This window comes from Corynebacterium sp. CCUG 69979 (genome assembly GCF_024454095.1).
Lineage (GTDB): Bacteria > Actinomycetota > Actinomycetes > Mycobacteriales > Mycobacteriaceae > Corynebacterium > Corynebacterium genitalium.
In genome coordinates, this window is record NZ_JAGPZA010000002.1 from 126226 (window position 1) to 142397 (window position 16172).

Consider the following 16172-nt stretch of genomic DNA (forward strand, 5'->3'; position numbering starts at 1 on the left):
CGGCCGTGCGCTCCAGTGGACCCGCGTGGATCTCGATTACATCCACACCACTGACCGCCGGTAAAACCCCAGGTCAGATTTAGTGGCTGCGGTAACTAGGTAATCGAGATCCACGAGTCCACGGGCCACCACCACGGGCCCCTACGCGAACGCGCCGATGCCGGTCATCTTCTGGCCGAGGATGAGGGTGTGCATCTCGTCGGTGCCCTCGTAAGTGCGCACGGATTCGAGGTTGGCGGCGTGGCGGATGGGGGAGTAGTCGTGGGTCACGCCGTTGCCGCCGAGAATGGTGCGGGCCTCGCGGGCGATCTCGATGGCGGTGCGGGTGTTCTGGAGCTTGGCCACGGAGATCTGGGAGATGTCCAGGGTGCCGGCGTCTTTCTGGCGGCCGATGTGCAGAGCCAGCAGGTAGCCCTGGTTCAGCCCAACGGCCATGTCGACGAGCTTTTTCTGGGTGAGCTGGAAACCGGCGAGCGGTTTGCCGAACTGGGTGCGCTCCTTGGCGTAAGCGAGGGCGCATTCGATGGAGTCGCGGGCGGCGCCGAGCACACCCCAGCCGATGCCGTAGCGGGCCTCGTTAAGACACATGAACGGGGCTTTGAGGCCGAAGCGGCCCGAGAGGATCTTGTCTTCGCCGACAAGAGCGTCCTTCATATAGATGTGTGCCTGGGTGGAAACACGCATGGACAGTTTCTTGTCGATCTGCTGGGGGTCGAAGCCCGGGGTGTCCTTCTCCACGATGAAGCCGGCGATGGTCTCGTCGCGGCCCTCCGGAAACCCGTCGAGACCAGCGGCTTCGAGGTCGGCGGTGGACACCTTGGCCCAGATGATGGTCAGGTCGGCGTAGTGGGACAGGCCGATCCAGCGTTTCTCGCCGTTGAGCACCCAGCCTTCACCGGGCTTGTAGGTGGCGCGGGTGGTCATGGAGGCGGGGTCGGAACCGGCGGTGGGCTCTGTCAGGCCGAAGGCGCCGAGAAGCTCGCCGGCAGCCATTTTGGGCAGGTATTTCTCCTTCTGCTCCTCGGTGCCGTTGAGGTGGATCGAGGTCATAGCCAGCGAACCGAGCACGGAGAAGATGGTGCGCAGGCCGGAGTCAGCTGCTTCGACCTCGAGCATGGCCAGGCCGTAGTCCACGGCGGAGCGGCCGGGGCAGCCGTAGCCGGACAGGTGTGCGCCGATCATGCCTTTTTCAGCGAAGCGGGGGATGAGTTCGAAGGGCACGTGGGCGTCTTCGTACCACTGGCCGACGTGGGGTTTGATCTCGCTTTCGACGAAGGAACGGATATCGTCGCGCCATTCGATTTCATCGCGGGAGAGCAGGCTGTCGAAGTTGATGAGGTCGGTGGCGAGGGGAGATGCGGAGGTCATGAGGTTCCTTTCGGAAGTTGAAGAGGCTGAAGAGATGGAAGCGGTTATTTGGCAGGAGTTTGGGCGATCCACTCGAGGACGTCGCCGCGATCTTCGTCGAGGCCGGGGGCGGCCTTGGTGTAGGTGATGCCGCCGGAGCTCATGTCGAGGGGATTGGAGACGAAGGGGACGCGGTCGGTGCCGTCCTTAGTGGTGATTTCGACGACGGGCTCGAGCTCGAGGTCGTCGGCGAAGCCGATGGCTTCACGCACCGACAGGATGGGTGCGATGGGAAGGCCCTTGGCGCGGAACAGGTCGATCCATTCGTCGGCGTTCTTCGACGCGAGCAGTTCGGTGAGGATCGGGCGCAGTTCCTCGCGGTTGGCATTGCGCTGCTCGTTGGTGGCAAAGCGGGGATCGTCGGCAAGCTCGGGGGAGCCGAGGCCGTTGACAAGCGTTGCGAATTGCTTGTTGTTGCCGACGCAGATGACGAGCTCGCGGTCCTTGGCGGGGAAGGGGCCGTACGGGAAGATCGACGGGTGGTCGTTGCCCGTGCGGGTCATCTCGGCGTCGGAGGCGACGGCGGCGGATGTCATGTTGACCATGGACGACAGGGCCGCAGACAGGAGGTTGGTGCGGATCGTCTCCCCGCCGCCGCCGAATCGTTCGCGGCGCAAGAGCGATGCGAGGATGCCGACGGTGGTGTGCAGCCCGGTGAGGACGTCGATGAATGCGTAGCCTGCTTTTTGCGGCGGGCCGTCGGGCGAGCCCGTCATGGACATGAACCCGCTGGACGCTTGAATGAGCATGTCGTAGCCGGGAAGCTGCGCCCCAGCGCGCGAGCCGAAGCCCGTGATTTTCGCGTGAATGAGCTCCGGCCACCGTTTTCTCACGGTCTCTGGGTCGAGCCCGAATTTATCAAGGCTGCCGACACGGAAATTGTCGATCAGCACGTCCGCCCGGTCAATGATCGCGTACGCCGTGTCCAGGTCGTCCGGGTCCTTCAAATTGAGCTTGATGGAATTCTTGTTGCGGTTGATCGACAGGTAGTACGTGCCCACATCGCCGCGCTTCGGCGGCACCCACCCGCGGGTGTCGTCGCCATTCGGCCCCTCGACCTTGATCACGGTCGCGCCGAGGTCCGCGAGCAGCATCGTCGCATACGGCCCAGCGAGCACGCGCGAAAAATCCGCGACGACAATGCCTTTTAAGGGGCCGGCTTGTGGTTGCTGTAGCGCCATTTTCTTACGGTCTCCTTTTTAGTTTCGCTGTTCGCTTATCGACGACTCCAGGTCCTGCTCCAGCTCCCCAATGAACTCGTGGTCTTCGATATTGGATTTGCGGGCGGATTCCTCGAGCTTCTTCCTGTCCGCCGCGGGGAGAGCATCCGCGCTGCCGTGGCGGCGGAACAGGCGCCGTGCCTCGCGGCGCAGGGAAATCTCCTTGCGCAGGTCGTGGCGGTGCGTCCACCAGGCCCAGCCGATGATGACCATGATGAGGATCCCCATGTAGCCGAGGATGGGGTAGACCCAGCCGATGAGGTTGCTGAAGCCGATGAAACTGAGAACGAAGCCGACAAGCGCGGTGACGACGTAGACGGGGTAGAAGCGCTTCGGGTTATTGCGTGAAATGCGCTTGCCGAAGGCGTAGAACATGCCGATCGCGGTGTTGTAGACCATGCCGTAGATGGCCACTGTCATGACCAGGCCGAGGATGGGGTGGATGTCAGTGACCATCGCCAGGGTGGGCATTTCCTGGTCCTTTACAGTGTCCACGCTCAAGTACAGCGCGGTGACCAGCATGGCCAGCAGGAAAAGGAAGCACGCGCCGCCGGCGAGGCCGCCGAGGCCCGCTTCGCGGGGGTCGAAGAGACTGCCGCCGATCACGATCGCCATGGACACACCGACGATAACTTGCAGGCCGATGCTGTTGATCGCGGACACCCACCAATTCGGCAGTGTCGTCGGAACCTGGGTAGCCTGCTCGTGCAGGTTGGAGAAGTCCGGGTTGGCGTTGATGATCGCCCACACCGTGGCGATGCCGATCATGATGATGATCAGCGGGGTCAGCGCACCGATCGCCACCGTCACCTTCTCCACGTCCAACAGGCCGGTGAGCAGCACTAAGACCAGCATGATGGTTGCGCCGACCCATTCCGGCCACCCGAATTGCTGGTTCAGGTTGGCGCCCGCACCGGCGAACATGGAAAAACCGATGCAGAACAGGCAGACCAGGGTGGCGGCGTCGAGGATCTTGGACACGATCGGACCGGAGATCTCGTCGAACACGCTCGTGTGCTCGGTGGCGCGGTGGTAGCTGCCTAGCTGCAGCATGGCGAAGCCAGTTAGCGCCAGTGCCAGCGCCGTAATGATCGCGCCGAGCACACCCCAGTTGCCGAAGGCCACAAAATACTGCAATGTCTCACGGCCGGAAGCGAAGCTGGCGCCGACGAGCACGCCGACAAATGCCATCGCGATATTGAACACTCTCAGTCCCATGAAAGAACCTTTCTCTATGCGGGAGTTGCTGGGGGGATCCGGCCGTTTAGAAGCCGATATAGCGGATGTCCAGGTATTCCTCGATTCCCTCGGTCCCGCCTTCGCGGCCGAAACCGGATTGCTTGATGCCGCCGAACGGGGCGGCGATGTCGGTGATCATGCCGCGGTTGATTCCCACCATCCCGGCGGCGAGTTCTTTGGCGAAGCGCTTGCAGGTGTGCGTGTTCTCGGAAAACGCGTAGGCCGCGAGACCGAATTCGGTGTCGTTGGCCTTCTCGATCGCCTCGTCGAGCGTGCTGAACGTGGTCACTGTCGCGACCGGCCCGAAGATTTCCTCGCGCAAAATCCGCGCCCCGTCGGGGATGCCGCTGAGCACGGTGGGCGGGTAGAAGAAGCCCTTCCGGTCCGGGACCTCACCGCCGCGGTGGACGGTGGCACCGGCTTCGACGGTCTCGGTGACCAGGTCGTGGATGCCGTCGCGTTGGGCGGCGGTGATCATGGGGCCGAGGGTGGTGCCGTCGTCAAGCCCGTTGCCCATGACGACCTTGTCCATCTTCTTGCTGAGTCGTTCTGCGAAGTCCGCGGCGATCGATTCGTGCACGATAAAGCGGTTGGCAGCGACGCACACCTCGCCGCCGTTGCGCAGTTTCGCCTGCATGGCGCAGTTCAGCGCGAGGTCCATATCGGCATCCTCCGCGACGACGAACGGGGCGTTGCCGCCGAGCTCCATCGACGCGCGCTGCAGGTGCTGCGACGACTGTTTCACGAGGATCTTGCCCACCTTCGTCGAGCCGGTGAATGTGATCTTCCGCAGGCGTTCATCCGCCATCAGGGTGTCCGACAGCTCGCTCGACGTCGTGCTGGGGAGGACGTGGATGAGGTCGCGCGGGGCGTCGAAACGCTCCAGCACGTCCCACATGACCTGGCCGAGCAGCAGCATCGATAGCGGAGTCTCCCTGGCGGGCTTGACCAGCACTGGGCAGCCGGCCGCAAGCGCGGGCGCGATCTTGCGGGCACCCATCGCGAGCGGGAAATTCCACGGCGTGATCGCTAGGACCGGACCCACCGGCGCGCGCGAGACGACGATGTCCCCGGCACCGGACGGCGACTGGGCGTAACGGCCGGGAATTCGCACCGCTTCCTCGCCGAACCAGCGGAAATAGTCCGCCGTATTCGCCGTTTCCCCGCGCGCCTCCGCGAGAGGCTTGCCCATCTCGATCGTCATCGTGCGCGCGAAATCATCCTCGCGCGCAAGGATTTCCTCGTAGATTGCGTGCAGGATATCGGCGCGCTGGCGCGGGGTGAATGCGCTGAACTTCTCTTGCGCATCTACGGCGCGGGTCAACGCGTCGAGCCAATCATCCGCACGCGTATCCGCGACCTCTGCCACCCCTTCCTCCGTCGCCGGGTTCACCACCGTGAACGATTCGCGCTGAGCAGACGTGTCGGCGCGCGGATCCAGCGGCAGGTTATCCGGCAGCTGCTGATCGGTGGTCAGTGTCATGTCGGTCAACTCCTTGGGTGTGTGCGTGGTGCGGTGCTTAGAAGGTGTTCCTGACGGCGGCAACGAGGATTTCTAGGCCCTCGACGAGCAGAGTCTCCGGGATGACCAGCGGCGGGAGAAGGCGGATCACGTTGCCGTCTGTGCCGCAGGTGAGCGTCACAACGCCCTGCTCCTTGCATGTGTTGGCGACGGCGGTTGCGCGTTCGCCGGTGTCCAACTCGAGGGCGATCATGGCGCCGCGGCCACGGACTTCGCGCACTTTCTCTTTATCCACGAGTGGTTCGAGGTGCGCCCGGATCAGCGACTCGATCTCTTTCGCCCGGCTCCGCAGGTCGTTGTCCTCGATTTCTTCGAAGACTGCCAGCGCTGCGGCGCAGGCCAGTGGATTTCCGGCGTAGGTGCCGCCGAGCGCGCCGGGTCCGGGCGCGTCCATGATCTCCGCGCGGCCGGTCACAGCAGACAAAGGCAGGCCACCTGCGATCGCCTTGGCTGTGGTGATCAGGTCGGGTTCGATTCCTTCGTTGTCACAGGCGAACATGTCGCCTGTGCGCGCCAGGCCAGCTTGGACTTCGTCGGCGACGAAGACGACGTTGTTCTCACGGCACCAGGATACGATCGCTGGTAGGAACCCTTTCGCTGGTTCGACGAATCCGCCCTCGCCTTGGATCGGTTCAAGCACCACGCAGGAGAGGTTGTCCGCGCCGATCTGCGTTTCGAGCACGCGGATCGTTCGCTCCGCCGCCTGTTCGCCCGTCAGCCCGTCGTGCAGTGGGTACGACGCGGGCACGCGGTGGACATCCGAGGCGAACGGCCCGAAACCATCCTTGTACGGCTTATTCTTCGCTGTCATGGCCAGCGTGAAGTTCGTGCGCCCGTGGTAGGCGTTATCGAAGGCGGCCACCGCGTATTTCCCGGTGTGGGCGCGGGCGATCTTCACCGCGTTCTCCACTGCTTCCGCACCGGTGTTGAACAGCGCGGTCTTCTTCGGGAAATCGCCCGGCGTGAGCTCATTAAGCTTCTCGCAGACAGCCACGAATCCTTCGTAACCGGTGACGAGGAAGCAGGTGTGGCTGAATTTCTGCGCGGCGTCTGCGACCGCCGCAGACACCCGGGGATTGGAGACACCGACCGAGGTCACCGCGATGCCGGAGGCGAAGTCGATGAGGGAGTTACCGTCGGCGTCGATAAGCACGCCCCCGTCCCCGTCGATGATGTAGCGCGGCAGGCCCGGCGCCATTGCACGAGCGACGGCTTCTTCCCGGCGTTCATTCAAGCGCGCGTTCTCCCCGTCAGTTGGAGCGCTGGTGACGCGGCGTTCCTGGGGTAGGCGGTAGGTGAGGTCCTGCATGATCACTCCTTCAAAACCGGTAACTATTTGTTGACAAAACAGTATGGAGCGAAGAAGGTGACCCGCGTCATGTACAGTGTGGCGAAATAGAGACGTGAGTTTATACAGAACGGAGACTATGAGTTGTTTCCCTTCACATTTCTCGTCGATAGCCAACACCTCGGCTTGACCGAGATTGTCGCGCCGCCGAAGCCCTCTTTCACCGTCGTGCAAATCAACGAGCTGGAAACCCCGGGGTCTTTCATCCAGCAGGAAGCATTCGTGCTCACCGTTGGCGCTGCATTCCGTGACAACTCCGATGGCCTGCGCGGACATGTCGAGCATCTCGCGGAGCAGGGCACCGTGGCGGTCGGCTTCGGCATCAGCACCGTCTTCGGACGCATCCCAGATGCCGTCGTGGACGCCGCGCGGGAGAACAACGTGGGCCTGTTCGAAGTGTCGCGGCCCGTGCCGTTCGCCCGGATTTTGAGCGCCGTCCATGAAGAGCAGCACCGCCGCTCCACCGCCGAACAGGAAAAGCGCGCTTACCTGCACCAGCAACTGCTCCACTCCCAGGAGAAGCTCACGCAGACCGCCACCGCGGGCGACGTCAAAGCCCTCACGCGCGATGCCGCCACCACCCTCGAGGCCCGTGTGACCATCAAAGACCCCAACGGCCTTCTGATCGCCGAGCAAGTCTCGCGGGCCTTCAACGCGATGAAAAAGACCTACTCGAGCTCCTACCGCATCAGCTCGTCCGCCACCGACGGTCGGCCGTACACGGTCGATGTGACCTCCACACGCACGCTCACAGACCAAGACCGGTCTCTCATCCGCCACTACGCCGGCCTAGCAGCCACCCTTTTATCGCGCCCGGCTCACCTGCGGCGGATCCATAACCAGCTCAATTCCTTCGCGCTGCGCATCCGCCTCGGCATCACGGATGAGGGGGAGCTCTATTCCGGTGCCGTTGACACTCCAGTCGACCGGGAAGGCTTCACCCGGCCGATCGTCATCGCGGCGCAATCGCCCCGCGGGATGCAGGCGGTGGTGGAGCGGCTGGACAGGGAGACGTCGAAAAGCGATCGGCTACTACATGTCCTCGAGGTCGATGAAACGACCTTCCTGATGGTGGTGCGCCCCGATGTGACCGTGCGCGATGTGCTCGGCACCCTCGGTGAGCACCGCGGCCGCGTGCGCATCGCTGCAGGTGGACCGGTGCTGCTTGCCCGGCTGACGCTGGACCACGTGAATCAGCTCGTCTCCAGAGCGCGGACTCTGCGGCCTGGCGATGTGGCTCGCGCCAATGATTCGGGGCTTCCGTGGCTGCGCGACCCCACCGTCGCCTACGCGCTCGCGGCCAGACGCGAAGAGATTTTCGGCCGGCTGATCAGCTTTGATGCCGCCTACGGGACAGATTACGAGACCACCCTCGCCGTTTTTCTTCGTCACGGTGCGCGGCTGGGCGAGGCCGCCGAGGCTCTGGGTGTGCACCGCCATACCGTGCGGACCCGGATGGCCAAGATCGAGAAACTGTGCGAGATCGACCTACATAACCCCGCCCACTTCAGCGAGGCCTACCTGGCCATGACTGCGTTCGAGGGCGGGGCGGGGTGAGGGGGTGCTGGGATGGTGGATCTAGATTGATCAGTTGCCAGAGCAAGCGAAACTGACCTGGGGTTTTGTGGCCTGGGCTGGGGCTGTCTGGAATCTAGATCCACTAGACCCTCGACTCTTTAGCTATGACTACCTCTCTACGCCCGCGCGCGACGGGCGAGCGTGTTGCCCACAGACTGGATGGCCTGGACGATGATGATCAGGAGCACCACCGTCGTGAGCATCGCGATCGAGTCGAACTGCTGGTAGCCGTACGAGATAGCAAGGTCGCCGACGCCGCCGCCGCCGATCGTGCCGGCCATCGCCGTGGCGGAGATCAGGCCGATCGTTGCCGTGGTGACGGCGAGAATGATGGACGACTTCGCCTCTGGCAGGAGGAAGTATCTGATGGTCTGGAAGAGGCTGGCGCCCATGGAATCGGCAGCCTCGGTGATGCCGGGGTTGACCTCCAGCAGGGACTGCTCGATGAGGCGGGCGATGAACGGGGCGATGTACAAGGTCAGCGGGACGAGCGCCGCGGTGGTGCCGATGGCGGTTCCCGCGATCACGCGGGTGAACGGAGAAATAGCCACCAGCAGGATAATGAACGGCAGCGAACGGATGATGTTCACGACCACATTGAGAACGCCGTAGACAACCTTGTTGGGCTTCAAACCGCCCGGCCGGGTGATCACGAAGGCGAGCGCCAGCGGGATGCCCAACAATGCGCCGAGGAACAGAGAAATGCCGACCATGTAGAGGGTCTCGCCGAAGGAGTCGAGGTACATCTCCGGAGTGACGCGGGAGCCAGTGGTGTCGCGCCACCACGTATTGAGCTGATTCATGCTGTTACATCTCGCTATTCTTCACCAGTGCGCGGGAGAGAGCCTCACGCGCGGTGGCATCGAGTTCGGGCGGGATTACGGTGTCCACGAATTTCTGGGTCAGTTCGTGCTGCGGGTCCGCGAAGACCTGTGCCACTGGGCCGGATTCCACAAGACGGCCCTCGGAGAGCACCGCCACGTTGTCGGCCAAGCGGGCAATCACGTCGATCTGGTGGGTGATGATCAAAATCGTCACTCCGAGTTCCTCGTTGATATTGCGGAGCAGGTCGAGGATCTGGGAGGTGGTGATGGGGTCGAGGGCGGATGTGGGCTCGTCGCAAAGCAGCATTGTGGGCTCCGTGACAAGCGCGCGGGCGATGCCCACGCGCTGACGCTGACCGCCGGAGAGCTGCCGCGGCTTGTGCTGGGCGCGGTCGGTGAGGCCGACCAGCTCAAGCACCTCAGCAGTGCGGCTTTCGATCTCACTCTTCGGTGTCTTGGTCAGCTTCAACGGGGTGGCCACATTCTCCGCGACCGTTTTCGTTTCCAGGAGGTTGACGCTTTGGAAGACCATGGCGACTTTCCGGCGGAGCTCACGCAGCTCGGACGTGCTCAAGGAAGCCGGCTGCTGTCCGTTCACGGTGACGGCGCCGGAACTCGGGGTTTCCAGTCCGTTCACCATCCGGATCAGCGTGGATTTGCCGGCACCCGAGGTGCCCACGACACCGGTGACACTGCCTTCGGGGACAGTGAAACTGATGTCGTCGAGGGCGGCGAAGGAGCTATCCCGCGTCGGGAACACCCTTCCGACATGGTCGAATACAACAGCGTCAGTCATGGAAGTCAGTTCGCTTACTTCAGAGAGTCGGGCAGGAACCAGTAATCGTTCTCGTTCTGGGAGTCGAAGAACTCCTTGAACTCGTCGGAACGGTACGCCTCAGCGACAGCATTCGCCCACGGAGCGTCCTTCTTGTCCTCGGTAGTGACCGCGACGAGGATCAGCTCAGGGCGCAGTTCCTCCTGGAAGACCTGCAGGTTTGGGTCGAGCTTGGCGGAGTAGCTCATCGAGCCCGGGATGACGGCCCAGTCGAGATCCGGGAGGGAGCGCGACAGGTTCGCGGAGTCCATCGGCTTGATTTCGAGGTTGTGCGGGTTCTCATCGATGTCCGACTCTGCGAGCAACGTCTCGTCGGCGTCGTCGCGGAGGGTGATCCAGCCTGCGTCGACAAGCACGTGGAGTGCGCGGGACTTATTCGAGCCATCGAGCGGGATGCCGACCGTCTGGCCGTCAGCGACCTCGTCCAGGGACTTGTGCTTCTCCGAGTATAGGCCCGCCGGCACCGTCGGAACTTCGGTGATGGAGGTGAGGTTTGCGCCCTTTTCCTCGTTGAACACGTTCATCCACGCGGTGTGCTGCTCGACGTTGAGGTCGGCGGAGCCCTCCGCGAGAGCGGTGTCGGCCTGGGTGAGGTCGGTGAAGTTCTGGACGTCGACCGTGTAGCCCTCTTCCTCCAGGATGGGTGCGACACCGTCCTGGAAGAGCTCAGAGTACGGGCCCGGGGAGGTTGCGACGCGAATGGTCTTGTCGTCGCCCGCATCGGTGCTCTCGCTGGAGCCGCATGCGGTGAGGCCAAGAACGAGGGAGCCAGCTGCCACGGCGGCAGCGATCTTCTTGAACATTCTGGGGTCCTTTCACGTTTCTAAAAGTGCTGTAGCTGAATGCTAATACTAAACCGTACGGTATGCCTAAACAAGACAGATCTGTCTAGCTTGGTGCTGGCACGGATGTCCGCCCCGACGCGTATCCTGGTTCGCATGACACAAAAGACCCAGACCATCACCTTCCACACGAACCACGGCGACATCGTTGCTGACCTGTTTGGCAACCACGCGCCGAAGACCGTTCAGACCATCACCGGCCTGGCTGACGGTTCCCAGGATTACTCCACCAAGAACGCCTCCGGCACCACGGACGGCCCGTTCTACGACGGTGCAATCTTCCACCGCATCATCCCGGGGTTCATGATCCAGGGCGGCGACCCGACCGGCACCGGCACCGGCGGCCCGGGCTTCCAGTTCGCCGACGAGTTCCACTCGGAGCTCTCCTTCGACCGCCCGTACCTGCTGGCCATGGCTAACGCTGGCCCGGGCACTAACGGCTCCCAGTTCTTCATCACCGTTGCCCCGACCCCGCACCTGACCAACCGCCACACCATCTTCGGCGAGGTCACGGATCCGGCGTCCCAGAAGGTCGTCGACGAGATCTCCAACGTGCAGACCGGCCGCATGGACCGCCCTGTGTCCGACGTGGTCATTGAGTCCGTCACCGTCGCCTAGGTGCGTAAACTCCTTCACGGCGCCCCCGCCACAGCAGTCATTGCGTTGCTGTGCGCGGGGGTTTTCGCGGTTTCTGCGTTTGACGCGCGGTCGCTTAGCGACGTCATCTGGGCCTCCCGCCTCGGCCAGACCTTCGTCCTCTACGGACCCCTGGTCGTTGACACCCCCTTCGGATATCTTCGCGCCCTGACGTCGGGGTTCCTGCACGTCGACATCTCCCACCTGGTGGTCAACCTGCTCGTGCTCGTGTTCATCGGGCCGGTGGTCGAGCGGTTCGTCGGCACTGGCCCGTATGTAGCGGCGTACCTGGCCTGCATCCTCGGCGGGTCAGCCGCCGTGTTGTTCTTCGGCTTCGCCCAGCCGACCGCTGGCGCGTCCGGCGCGCTCTACGGCTTGATGGCGATCCTCGTGGCTATCGCCGCCCGCAACCGAGCTGACCTGCGCGCCCCACTCGTCCTCGTGGCCGGAAACCTCGTGTTCACCCTGGTCATGCCCGGTGTGAGCCTATGGGGTCACCTGGGCGGAATGGTCACTGGGGCGCTCATCGCTGCGCCTCTGACCGCGCGCGAAACACGCACCCAGTGGTGGGGTGTTGTTGCCGCCCTAGCAATCACCGCCATGGCCATCGCAGCACCTGTCTTGGCGTGAAAGGCCTGATCAAGCCGGGCGTGAAGAAAATCATGGCGAACATTCGCTAACGCTCATACAGTGGCTGACATGCCAACAAAGTTTCGCGTACAAAATCCGAAAACCAATGAAATTGTCGAGAGCTTCGACTTCATCACCGACGACGAACTAGAGCAGGCACTGGCCACTGCGAACGACACGTTCAAGGAGTGGCGCGAGAAGAGCTTCGAAGAGCGCGCCGACGTGCTGCGCAAGGTCGCATCGCTTTTCGACGAGAAGCGCGCCGAGCTGTGCAACATCATCGCAGAAGAAATGGGCAAGTCCGTCTTTGAGGGCGACGGCGAGGTCGACGATGTCGTCGACATCTTCAACTACTACGCCGACAACGGTGCACAGTTCGGTGCTGACGAGGAGATTCCGAACAACCAGGGCGGCACCTCCATCATCCGTAAGGTCCCGCTCGGGATCATCGTGGGCATCATGCCCTGGAACTTCCCCTACTACCAGGTCGCACGCTTCGCAGCGCCGGCGCTCATGGCCGGCAACGTTGTGATGGTCAAGCACGCCGAAATCTGCCCGCGCTCCGCAGCGGCCATTGAGAAGATCTTCGACGAGGCTGGTGCCCCGAAGGGCCTGTACACGAACGTGTACGCACAGCACTCCCAGATCTCCACCATGATCGAGGATGACCGCGTGCAGGGCGTGTCCCTGACGGGTTCCGAGACCGCTGGCCGTGCCATCGCATCGCAGGCAGGCCAGGCACTGAAGAAGTGCGTGCTCGAGCTCGGCGGCACCGACGCATACCTGGTGCTGGACTCCTCCGACGTGAAGGCCGCAGCTGAAACGGCGTGGCAGAAGCGCGTCGGCAACGTCGGCCAGGCATGCACGGCGAACAAGCGCATGATCGTCATGGAGGACATCTACGACGAGTTCGTGCAGGCCCTGGTGGACCTGGCATCGTCCTACACCGAAGGTGACCCGCTGAACCCGGGCGAGGGCAACGAGTACTACCCGCTGTCCTCCCGCGACGCTGCAGAGATGCTCTCCCAGCAGCTGCGTGTTGCCGTTGACGAAGGTGCGAACCTGCGTCTCGGCGGTGAGGTCACCGGCGAGGGTGCCTACATCACCCCGGCCGTGATCACCGACATTCCCGTCGGCAGCGACTCCTACTACGAGGAGTTCTTCGGCCCGGTCGCCGAGGTGTACAAGGTCTCGTCCGAAGAGGAAGCGATCGAGCTGGCCAACGACTCCCGCTACGGCCTCGGCGGCGCAGTGATGTCCGAGGATGAGGAGCGTGCGAAGAAGGTGGCGGCGAAGATCGACACCGGCATGATCCACGTGAACATCCCGCAGGCCCGTGGTGCTGAGCTGCCGTTCGGCGGTGTGAAGGCATCCGGTCTGGGCCGTGAGCTCGGGCCGCTGGGCATGGATGAGTTCGTGAACAAGCAGCGCTACTACATCGCCGGCTCCGACTCCGCAGTCTAAGGCGGGTTTCAGCACTCCGTTTAGCTCGCTAGCCCCGGTCGTCATCGCGACGGCCGGGGCTAGTTTTTTGTGCCCTGTGATGTGCTGCCGCCGAGTTATCCACAGGGTGTGGAAGATCCTGTGCATAAGCCACTTCCGTACCACTTTGCACAGCCTGTGGAAAAGGCGTTTTCGCAACCCTGACCTGCTCCTTCGATGCTTTGTCAACAGTGTTTGTGCACAGGCCTGTGTAACACGTCCTGGGGATTTCCCGGTGGGGATAGTTGGGGATAAACCCGTGCACAACACACCGGGATTTCCACACGTTTCACAACCTCAAGGTGGACCGTGTGCGGGCATGAAAAAACCAGCGCTGAGTGCAGCGCTGGGCGACAGGCCGGGGAGCGTGGCGCGGTTGTTAACGCCAACCCATGGTCATCAGCAGACCGATGATCAGGCCGGCGAAGCCGATGAGGTAGTTCCACGCACCGAGTTCGTTCATGACAGGGATCTGCGGGCCGGCGAGGTAGTTGACCACGAGCCAGAGCAGGCCGATGGCCATGAACCCGAACATCAGGATCTTGTACCACATGGGCGTGCCGCCGGTGTTGATCTTGACGGGGGTGCGGTTGGCGCCGGTGGACGTCGTCGTCACCGGGGTGGCGGCGGTGTCCTTCGTGACCTTTGCCTTGGGCATAACGTGCGTCCTTTCGTTAGTTCAGCAGTGACTTTACCAGTTACCCGACCAGGTCCTCGATTCCGCCGAGGACGGGGTTCTTCCAGTAGTCGACAGTGATGTCGGCGTCCTTGCGGATCTCCTCGCCGGAGGCGGGTCGGTGCCCGGCGATGCGGCCGTGGTCGGCAGGGTCGGGCGTGTCCACGAAGTTGCCCTGCTTCAGGGTGCCCGTCCATCCGGAGGAGCGCAGGGCGGTCTCGGCTTCATCCTTGGTCTTGCGCACCAGGCTAGGCAGCTCGAAGAGCATGCCGTTGGACACCCGCAGCTCGACAGTCGTGCCGCGGTCGACATCGGTGCCTTCCCCAGCGACGGCGATGACTTCGCCTACCGGTTTCGAAGAATCAGCATCCACCTTGGTGGACTTCAAACCCAGCGAGTTCAGCACGGACTCCGCCTGATTGATATCCATGCCCGTCAGCGAGGGCACCTGGACCTTTTCCCGGCCGCTGGAGACGGTCACGGAAACCTTGGATCCTTTAGACAGCTGGGATCCGGCCGCCGGTTGCTGGTCCATGATGCGTCCGTCGGGGACGTCGTCGGAATTTTCACGCTTCAGGTTGTCGTCAAGTTTCAGGCCGGCTTCTTCCAGCGTTTTCGCAGCTTCTTGCGGGGTGAGGCCATCCAAATCTGGAACATCGGTGATCTCACGGCCGGACGACACGGTGATCGTGACGTTCGTGCCCTTCTGCAACTGCGAGCCTTCGGTCGGGTTGGTGCTCAGCACATCGCCGCGGGGCACGTCAGGATCCGGTGCTTCGTTCACGGTGACTTGCAGGCCAAGCTCCTCGAGAATCTTGACTGCCTCTTCGCGCTTTTTGCCCACGACGTTGGGCACGGTCACCATCTCGGCGGCGGCTTGCTCTTCGCGGTCGCCCCGGACCTTGTTGAACGCGTACGCGCCACCACCCAGCAGCATCACGGTGGTGAGCAGCAGCGCGGCCACCTTCATGCCCGAGTTGTTCTTTTTCGTTTCCTTGCGGTGCTGCGCATACCTGCTTTCCGACGGCACCACCGCCTCCGTCTCATCCTGCCGCTCCGACAGGTGATTCCGGGCAGCGTTGGTCACCGCGCCGCGCTGGAGACGCTGCAGGTCTTCAGCCATCTCCATGGCGGTCTGGTAGCGGTCCGCCGGGTGCTTGGCCATGGCCGTGAGGATGACGGAGTCGACGTTGATCGCCTCAGTCTCGCTCAAGCCTGAGATGCGTGCGCTCGGCGGCTGCGGATCTTCCTGCACGTGCTGGTAAGCAACGGCGAAGGGAGTTTCACCTTCAAACGGCGGGGCACCGGTGACGGTCTCGTACATCACACACCCGAGGGCGTAGACGTCGCTGCGGCCGTCGGCGGTCTTGCCGCGCGCCTGCTCGGGGGAGAGGTACTGGGCGGTGCCGATGACGGCAGAGGTCTGGGTCATCGCCGCGGTGGAATCATCCAGGGCGCGTGCGATGCCGAAGTCCATGACCTTCACTTCGCCGGTGCTAGTCACCATGATGTTAGCGGGCTTGACGTCGCGGTGGATGATGCCGGCCTCATGGCTGGCGGCCAACGCGTGAGTGACGGGCAGTAACAACGAGGCGGCTTGCTCGGGCGCGAGTGGGCCGTCGCCGTGGACAATGTCCCGCAGGTTTCGTCCCTGGACGCGTTCCATGACGATGTACGGGATGGAGGTGTCGCCGATAAGCGTCTCGCCCGTGTCGTACACCGAGACGATATTGGGGTGGTTGAGCCGCGCGGAGTTCTGGGCCTCCCGGCGGAAACGCTCCCGGAAGTTCTCGTCGCGCGCCATGTCGAGCTTGAGCATCTTGACCGCGACCTCGCGGCCGAGCAGCGTATCCGTGGCCACGTAGACGTCGGACATACCGCCGGTGCCGATGGTGTAACCCAGTTGATAGCGGTCCCCAATGAGAGTCATGTT

General features: G+C 63.1%; 13 protein-coding genes and 1 pseudogene. 4 read left to right on the forward strand and 10 right to left on the reverse strand.

Features of this window, described 5'->3' with window-relative positions:
• Window positions 1-141: 141 nt before the first annotated feature.
• Genes KBX18_RS02270 through gabT form a run of 5 tightly spaced genes read right to left on the reverse strand, consistent with a single transcriptional unit; the run spans window position 142 to window position 6697 of the window.
• Entirely contained in the window at window positions 142-1368 is a 1227-nt protein-coding gene (locus tag KBX18_RS02270) for an acyl-CoA dehydrogenase family protein (RefSeq protein WP_005287600.1), read from the reverse strand.
• A 44-nt stretch (window positions 1369-1412) separates the two neighbouring features.
• Window positions 1413-2588, reverse strand: a complete 1176-nt coding sequence (locus KBX18_RS02275) for a CaiB/BaiF CoA-transferase family protein (protein WP_005287596.1) — start codon at window positions 2586-2588, stop codon at window positions 1413-1415.
• Window positions 2589-2606: 18 nt separating this feature from the next.
• A complete protein-coding gene (locus KBX18_RS02280; RefSeq protein WP_005287593.1) occupies window positions 2607-3845 on the reverse strand; it encodes a hypothetical protein in 1239 nt (412 codons plus the stop codon).
• A gap of 46 nt (window positions 3846-3891) precedes the next feature.
• Complete coding sequence (locus tag KBX18_RS02285; RefSeq protein ID WP_255994662.1) at window positions 3892-5349, reverse strand: NAD-dependent succinate-semialdehyde dehydrogenase; 1458 nt, start codon at window positions 5347-5349, stop codon at window positions 3892-3894.
• Window positions 5350-5386: 37 nt separating this feature from the next.
• Entirely contained in the window at window positions 5387-6697 is a 1311-nt protein-coding gene (gene gabT, locus KBX18_RS02290) for a 4-aminobutyrate--2-oxoglutarate transaminase (RefSeq protein WP_255994663.1), read from the reverse strand.
• A 123-nt stretch (window positions 6698-6820) separates the two neighbouring features.
• Between gabT and KBX18_RS02295 the strand changes: the two genes are divergently transcribed.
• Entirely contained in the window at window positions 6821-8293 is a 1473-nt protein-coding gene (locus KBX18_RS02295; protein WP_005287585.1) for a PucR family transcriptional regulator, read from the forward strand.
• A gap of 137 nt (window positions 8294-8430) precedes the next feature.
• Here the strand turns inward: KBX18_RS02295 and KBX18_RS02300 are convergent, their stop codons facing one another.
• The 3 genes and pseudogenes from KBX18_RS02300 to KBX18_RS02310 all read right to left on the reverse strand — a co-directional run bounded on the left by KBX18_RS02300 (window position 8431) and on the right by KBX18_RS02310 (window position 10776).
• Window positions 8431-9117 (reverse strand): methionine ABC transporter permease, encoded by a 687-nt coding sequence (locus KBX18_RS02300; RefSeq protein ID WP_005287582.1) that lies wholly within the window; start codon window positions 9115-9117, stop codon window positions 8431-8433.
• 70 nt (window positions 9118-9187) lie between these two features.
• Window positions 9188-9934: pseudogene (locus KBX18_RS02305) on the reverse strand (methionine ABC transporter ATP-binding protein); the annotation flags it as partial.
• 14 nt (window positions 9935-9948) lie between these two features.
• On the reverse strand, window positions 9949-10776 hold the full coding sequence (locus KBX18_RS02310) for a MetQ/NlpA family ABC transporter substrate-binding protein (protein ID WP_005287575.1): 828 nt from the start codon (window positions 10774-10776) through the stop codon (window positions 9949-9951).
• A 123-nt stretch (window positions 10777-10899) separates the two neighbouring features.
• On the opposite strand from KBX18_RS02310, the gene KBX18_RS02315 reads away from it, so the two are divergent.
• From KBX18_RS02315 to KBX18_RS02325, 3 genes are all read left to right on the forward strand, one after another.
• Window positions 10900-11433 (forward strand): peptidylprolyl isomerase, encoded by a 534-nt coding sequence (locus tag KBX18_RS02315; RefSeq protein WP_370687215.1) that lies wholly within the window; start codon window positions 10900-10902, stop codon window positions 11431-11433.
• Window positions 11434-12081 (forward strand): rhomboid family intramembrane serine protease, encoded by a 648-nt coding sequence (locus tag KBX18_RS02320; protein ID WP_255994665.1) that lies wholly within the window; start codon window positions 11434-11436, stop codon window positions 12079-12081.
• A gap of 69 nt (window positions 12082-12150) precedes the next feature.
• Entirely contained in the window at window positions 12151-13545 is a 1395-nt protein-coding gene (locus KBX18_RS02325; RefSeq protein WP_255994666.1) for an NAD-dependent succinate-semialdehyde dehydrogenase, read from the forward strand.
• A gap of 397 nt (window positions 13546-13942) precedes the next feature.
• On the opposite strand, the gene crgA is transcribed toward KBX18_RS02325, so the two are convergent.
• The gene (crgA, locus tag KBX18_RS02330) at window positions 13943-14221 is read right to left on the reverse strand and encodes a cell division protein CrgA (protein WP_255994667.1); all 279 of its coding nucleotides are present in this window, start codon (window positions 14219-14221) and stop codon (window positions 13943-13945) included.
• Between the two features lie 40 nt (window positions 14222-14261).
• Window positions 14262-16169: a Stk1 family PASTA domain-containing Ser/Thr kinase gene (gene pknB, locus KBX18_RS02335; RefSeq protein WP_255994668.1), complete on the reverse strand. Its 1908-nt coding sequence runs from the start codon at window positions 16167-16169 to the stop codon at window positions 14262-14264.
• Window positions 16170-16172: the final 3 nt, after the last annotated feature.

Excerpts from the sequence above, each read along its gene's own strand:
- KBX18_RS02325 (WP_255994666.1), top strand. The coding sequence starts at position 12,151 with ATGCCAACAAAGTTTCGCGTACAAAATCCGAAAACCAATGAAATTGTC.
- gabT (WP_255994663.1), bottom strand. The coding sequence starts at position 6,697 with ATGCAGGACCTCACCTACCGCCTACCCCAGGAACGCCGCGTCACCAGC.
- KBX18_RS02310 (WP_005287575.1), bottom strand. The coding sequence starts at position 10,776 with ATGTTCAAGAAGATCGCTGCCGCCGTGGCAGCTGGCTCCCTCGTTCTT.
- pknB (WP_255994668.1), bottom strand. The coding sequence starts at position 16,169 with ATGACTCTCATTGGGGACCGCTATCAACTGGGTTACACCATCGGCACC.
- KBX18_RS02270 (WP_005287600.1), bottom strand. The coding sequence starts at position 1,368 with ATGACCTCCGCATCTCCCCTCGCCACCGACCTCATCAACTTCGACAGC.
- crgA (WP_255994667.1), bottom strand. The coding sequence starts at position 14,221 with ATGCCCAAGGCAAAGGTCACGAAGGACACCGCCGCCACCCCGGTGACG.
- KBX18_RS02275 (WP_005287596.1), bottom strand. The coding sequence starts at position 2,588 with ATGGCGCTACAGCAACCACAAGCCGGCCCCTTAAAAGGCATTGTCGTC.
- KBX18_RS02300 (WP_005287582.1), bottom strand. The coding sequence starts at position 9,117 with ATGAATCAGCTCAATACGTGGTGGCGCGACACCACTGGCTCCCGCGTC.
- KBX18_RS02280 (WP_005287593.1), bottom strand. The coding sequence starts at position 3,845 with ATGGGACTGAGAGTGTTCAATATCGCGATGGCATTTGTCGGCGTGCTC.
- KBX18_RS02285 (WP_255994662.1), bottom strand. The coding sequence starts at position 5,349 with ATGACACTGACCACCGATCAGCAGCTGCCGGATAACCTGCCGCTGGAT.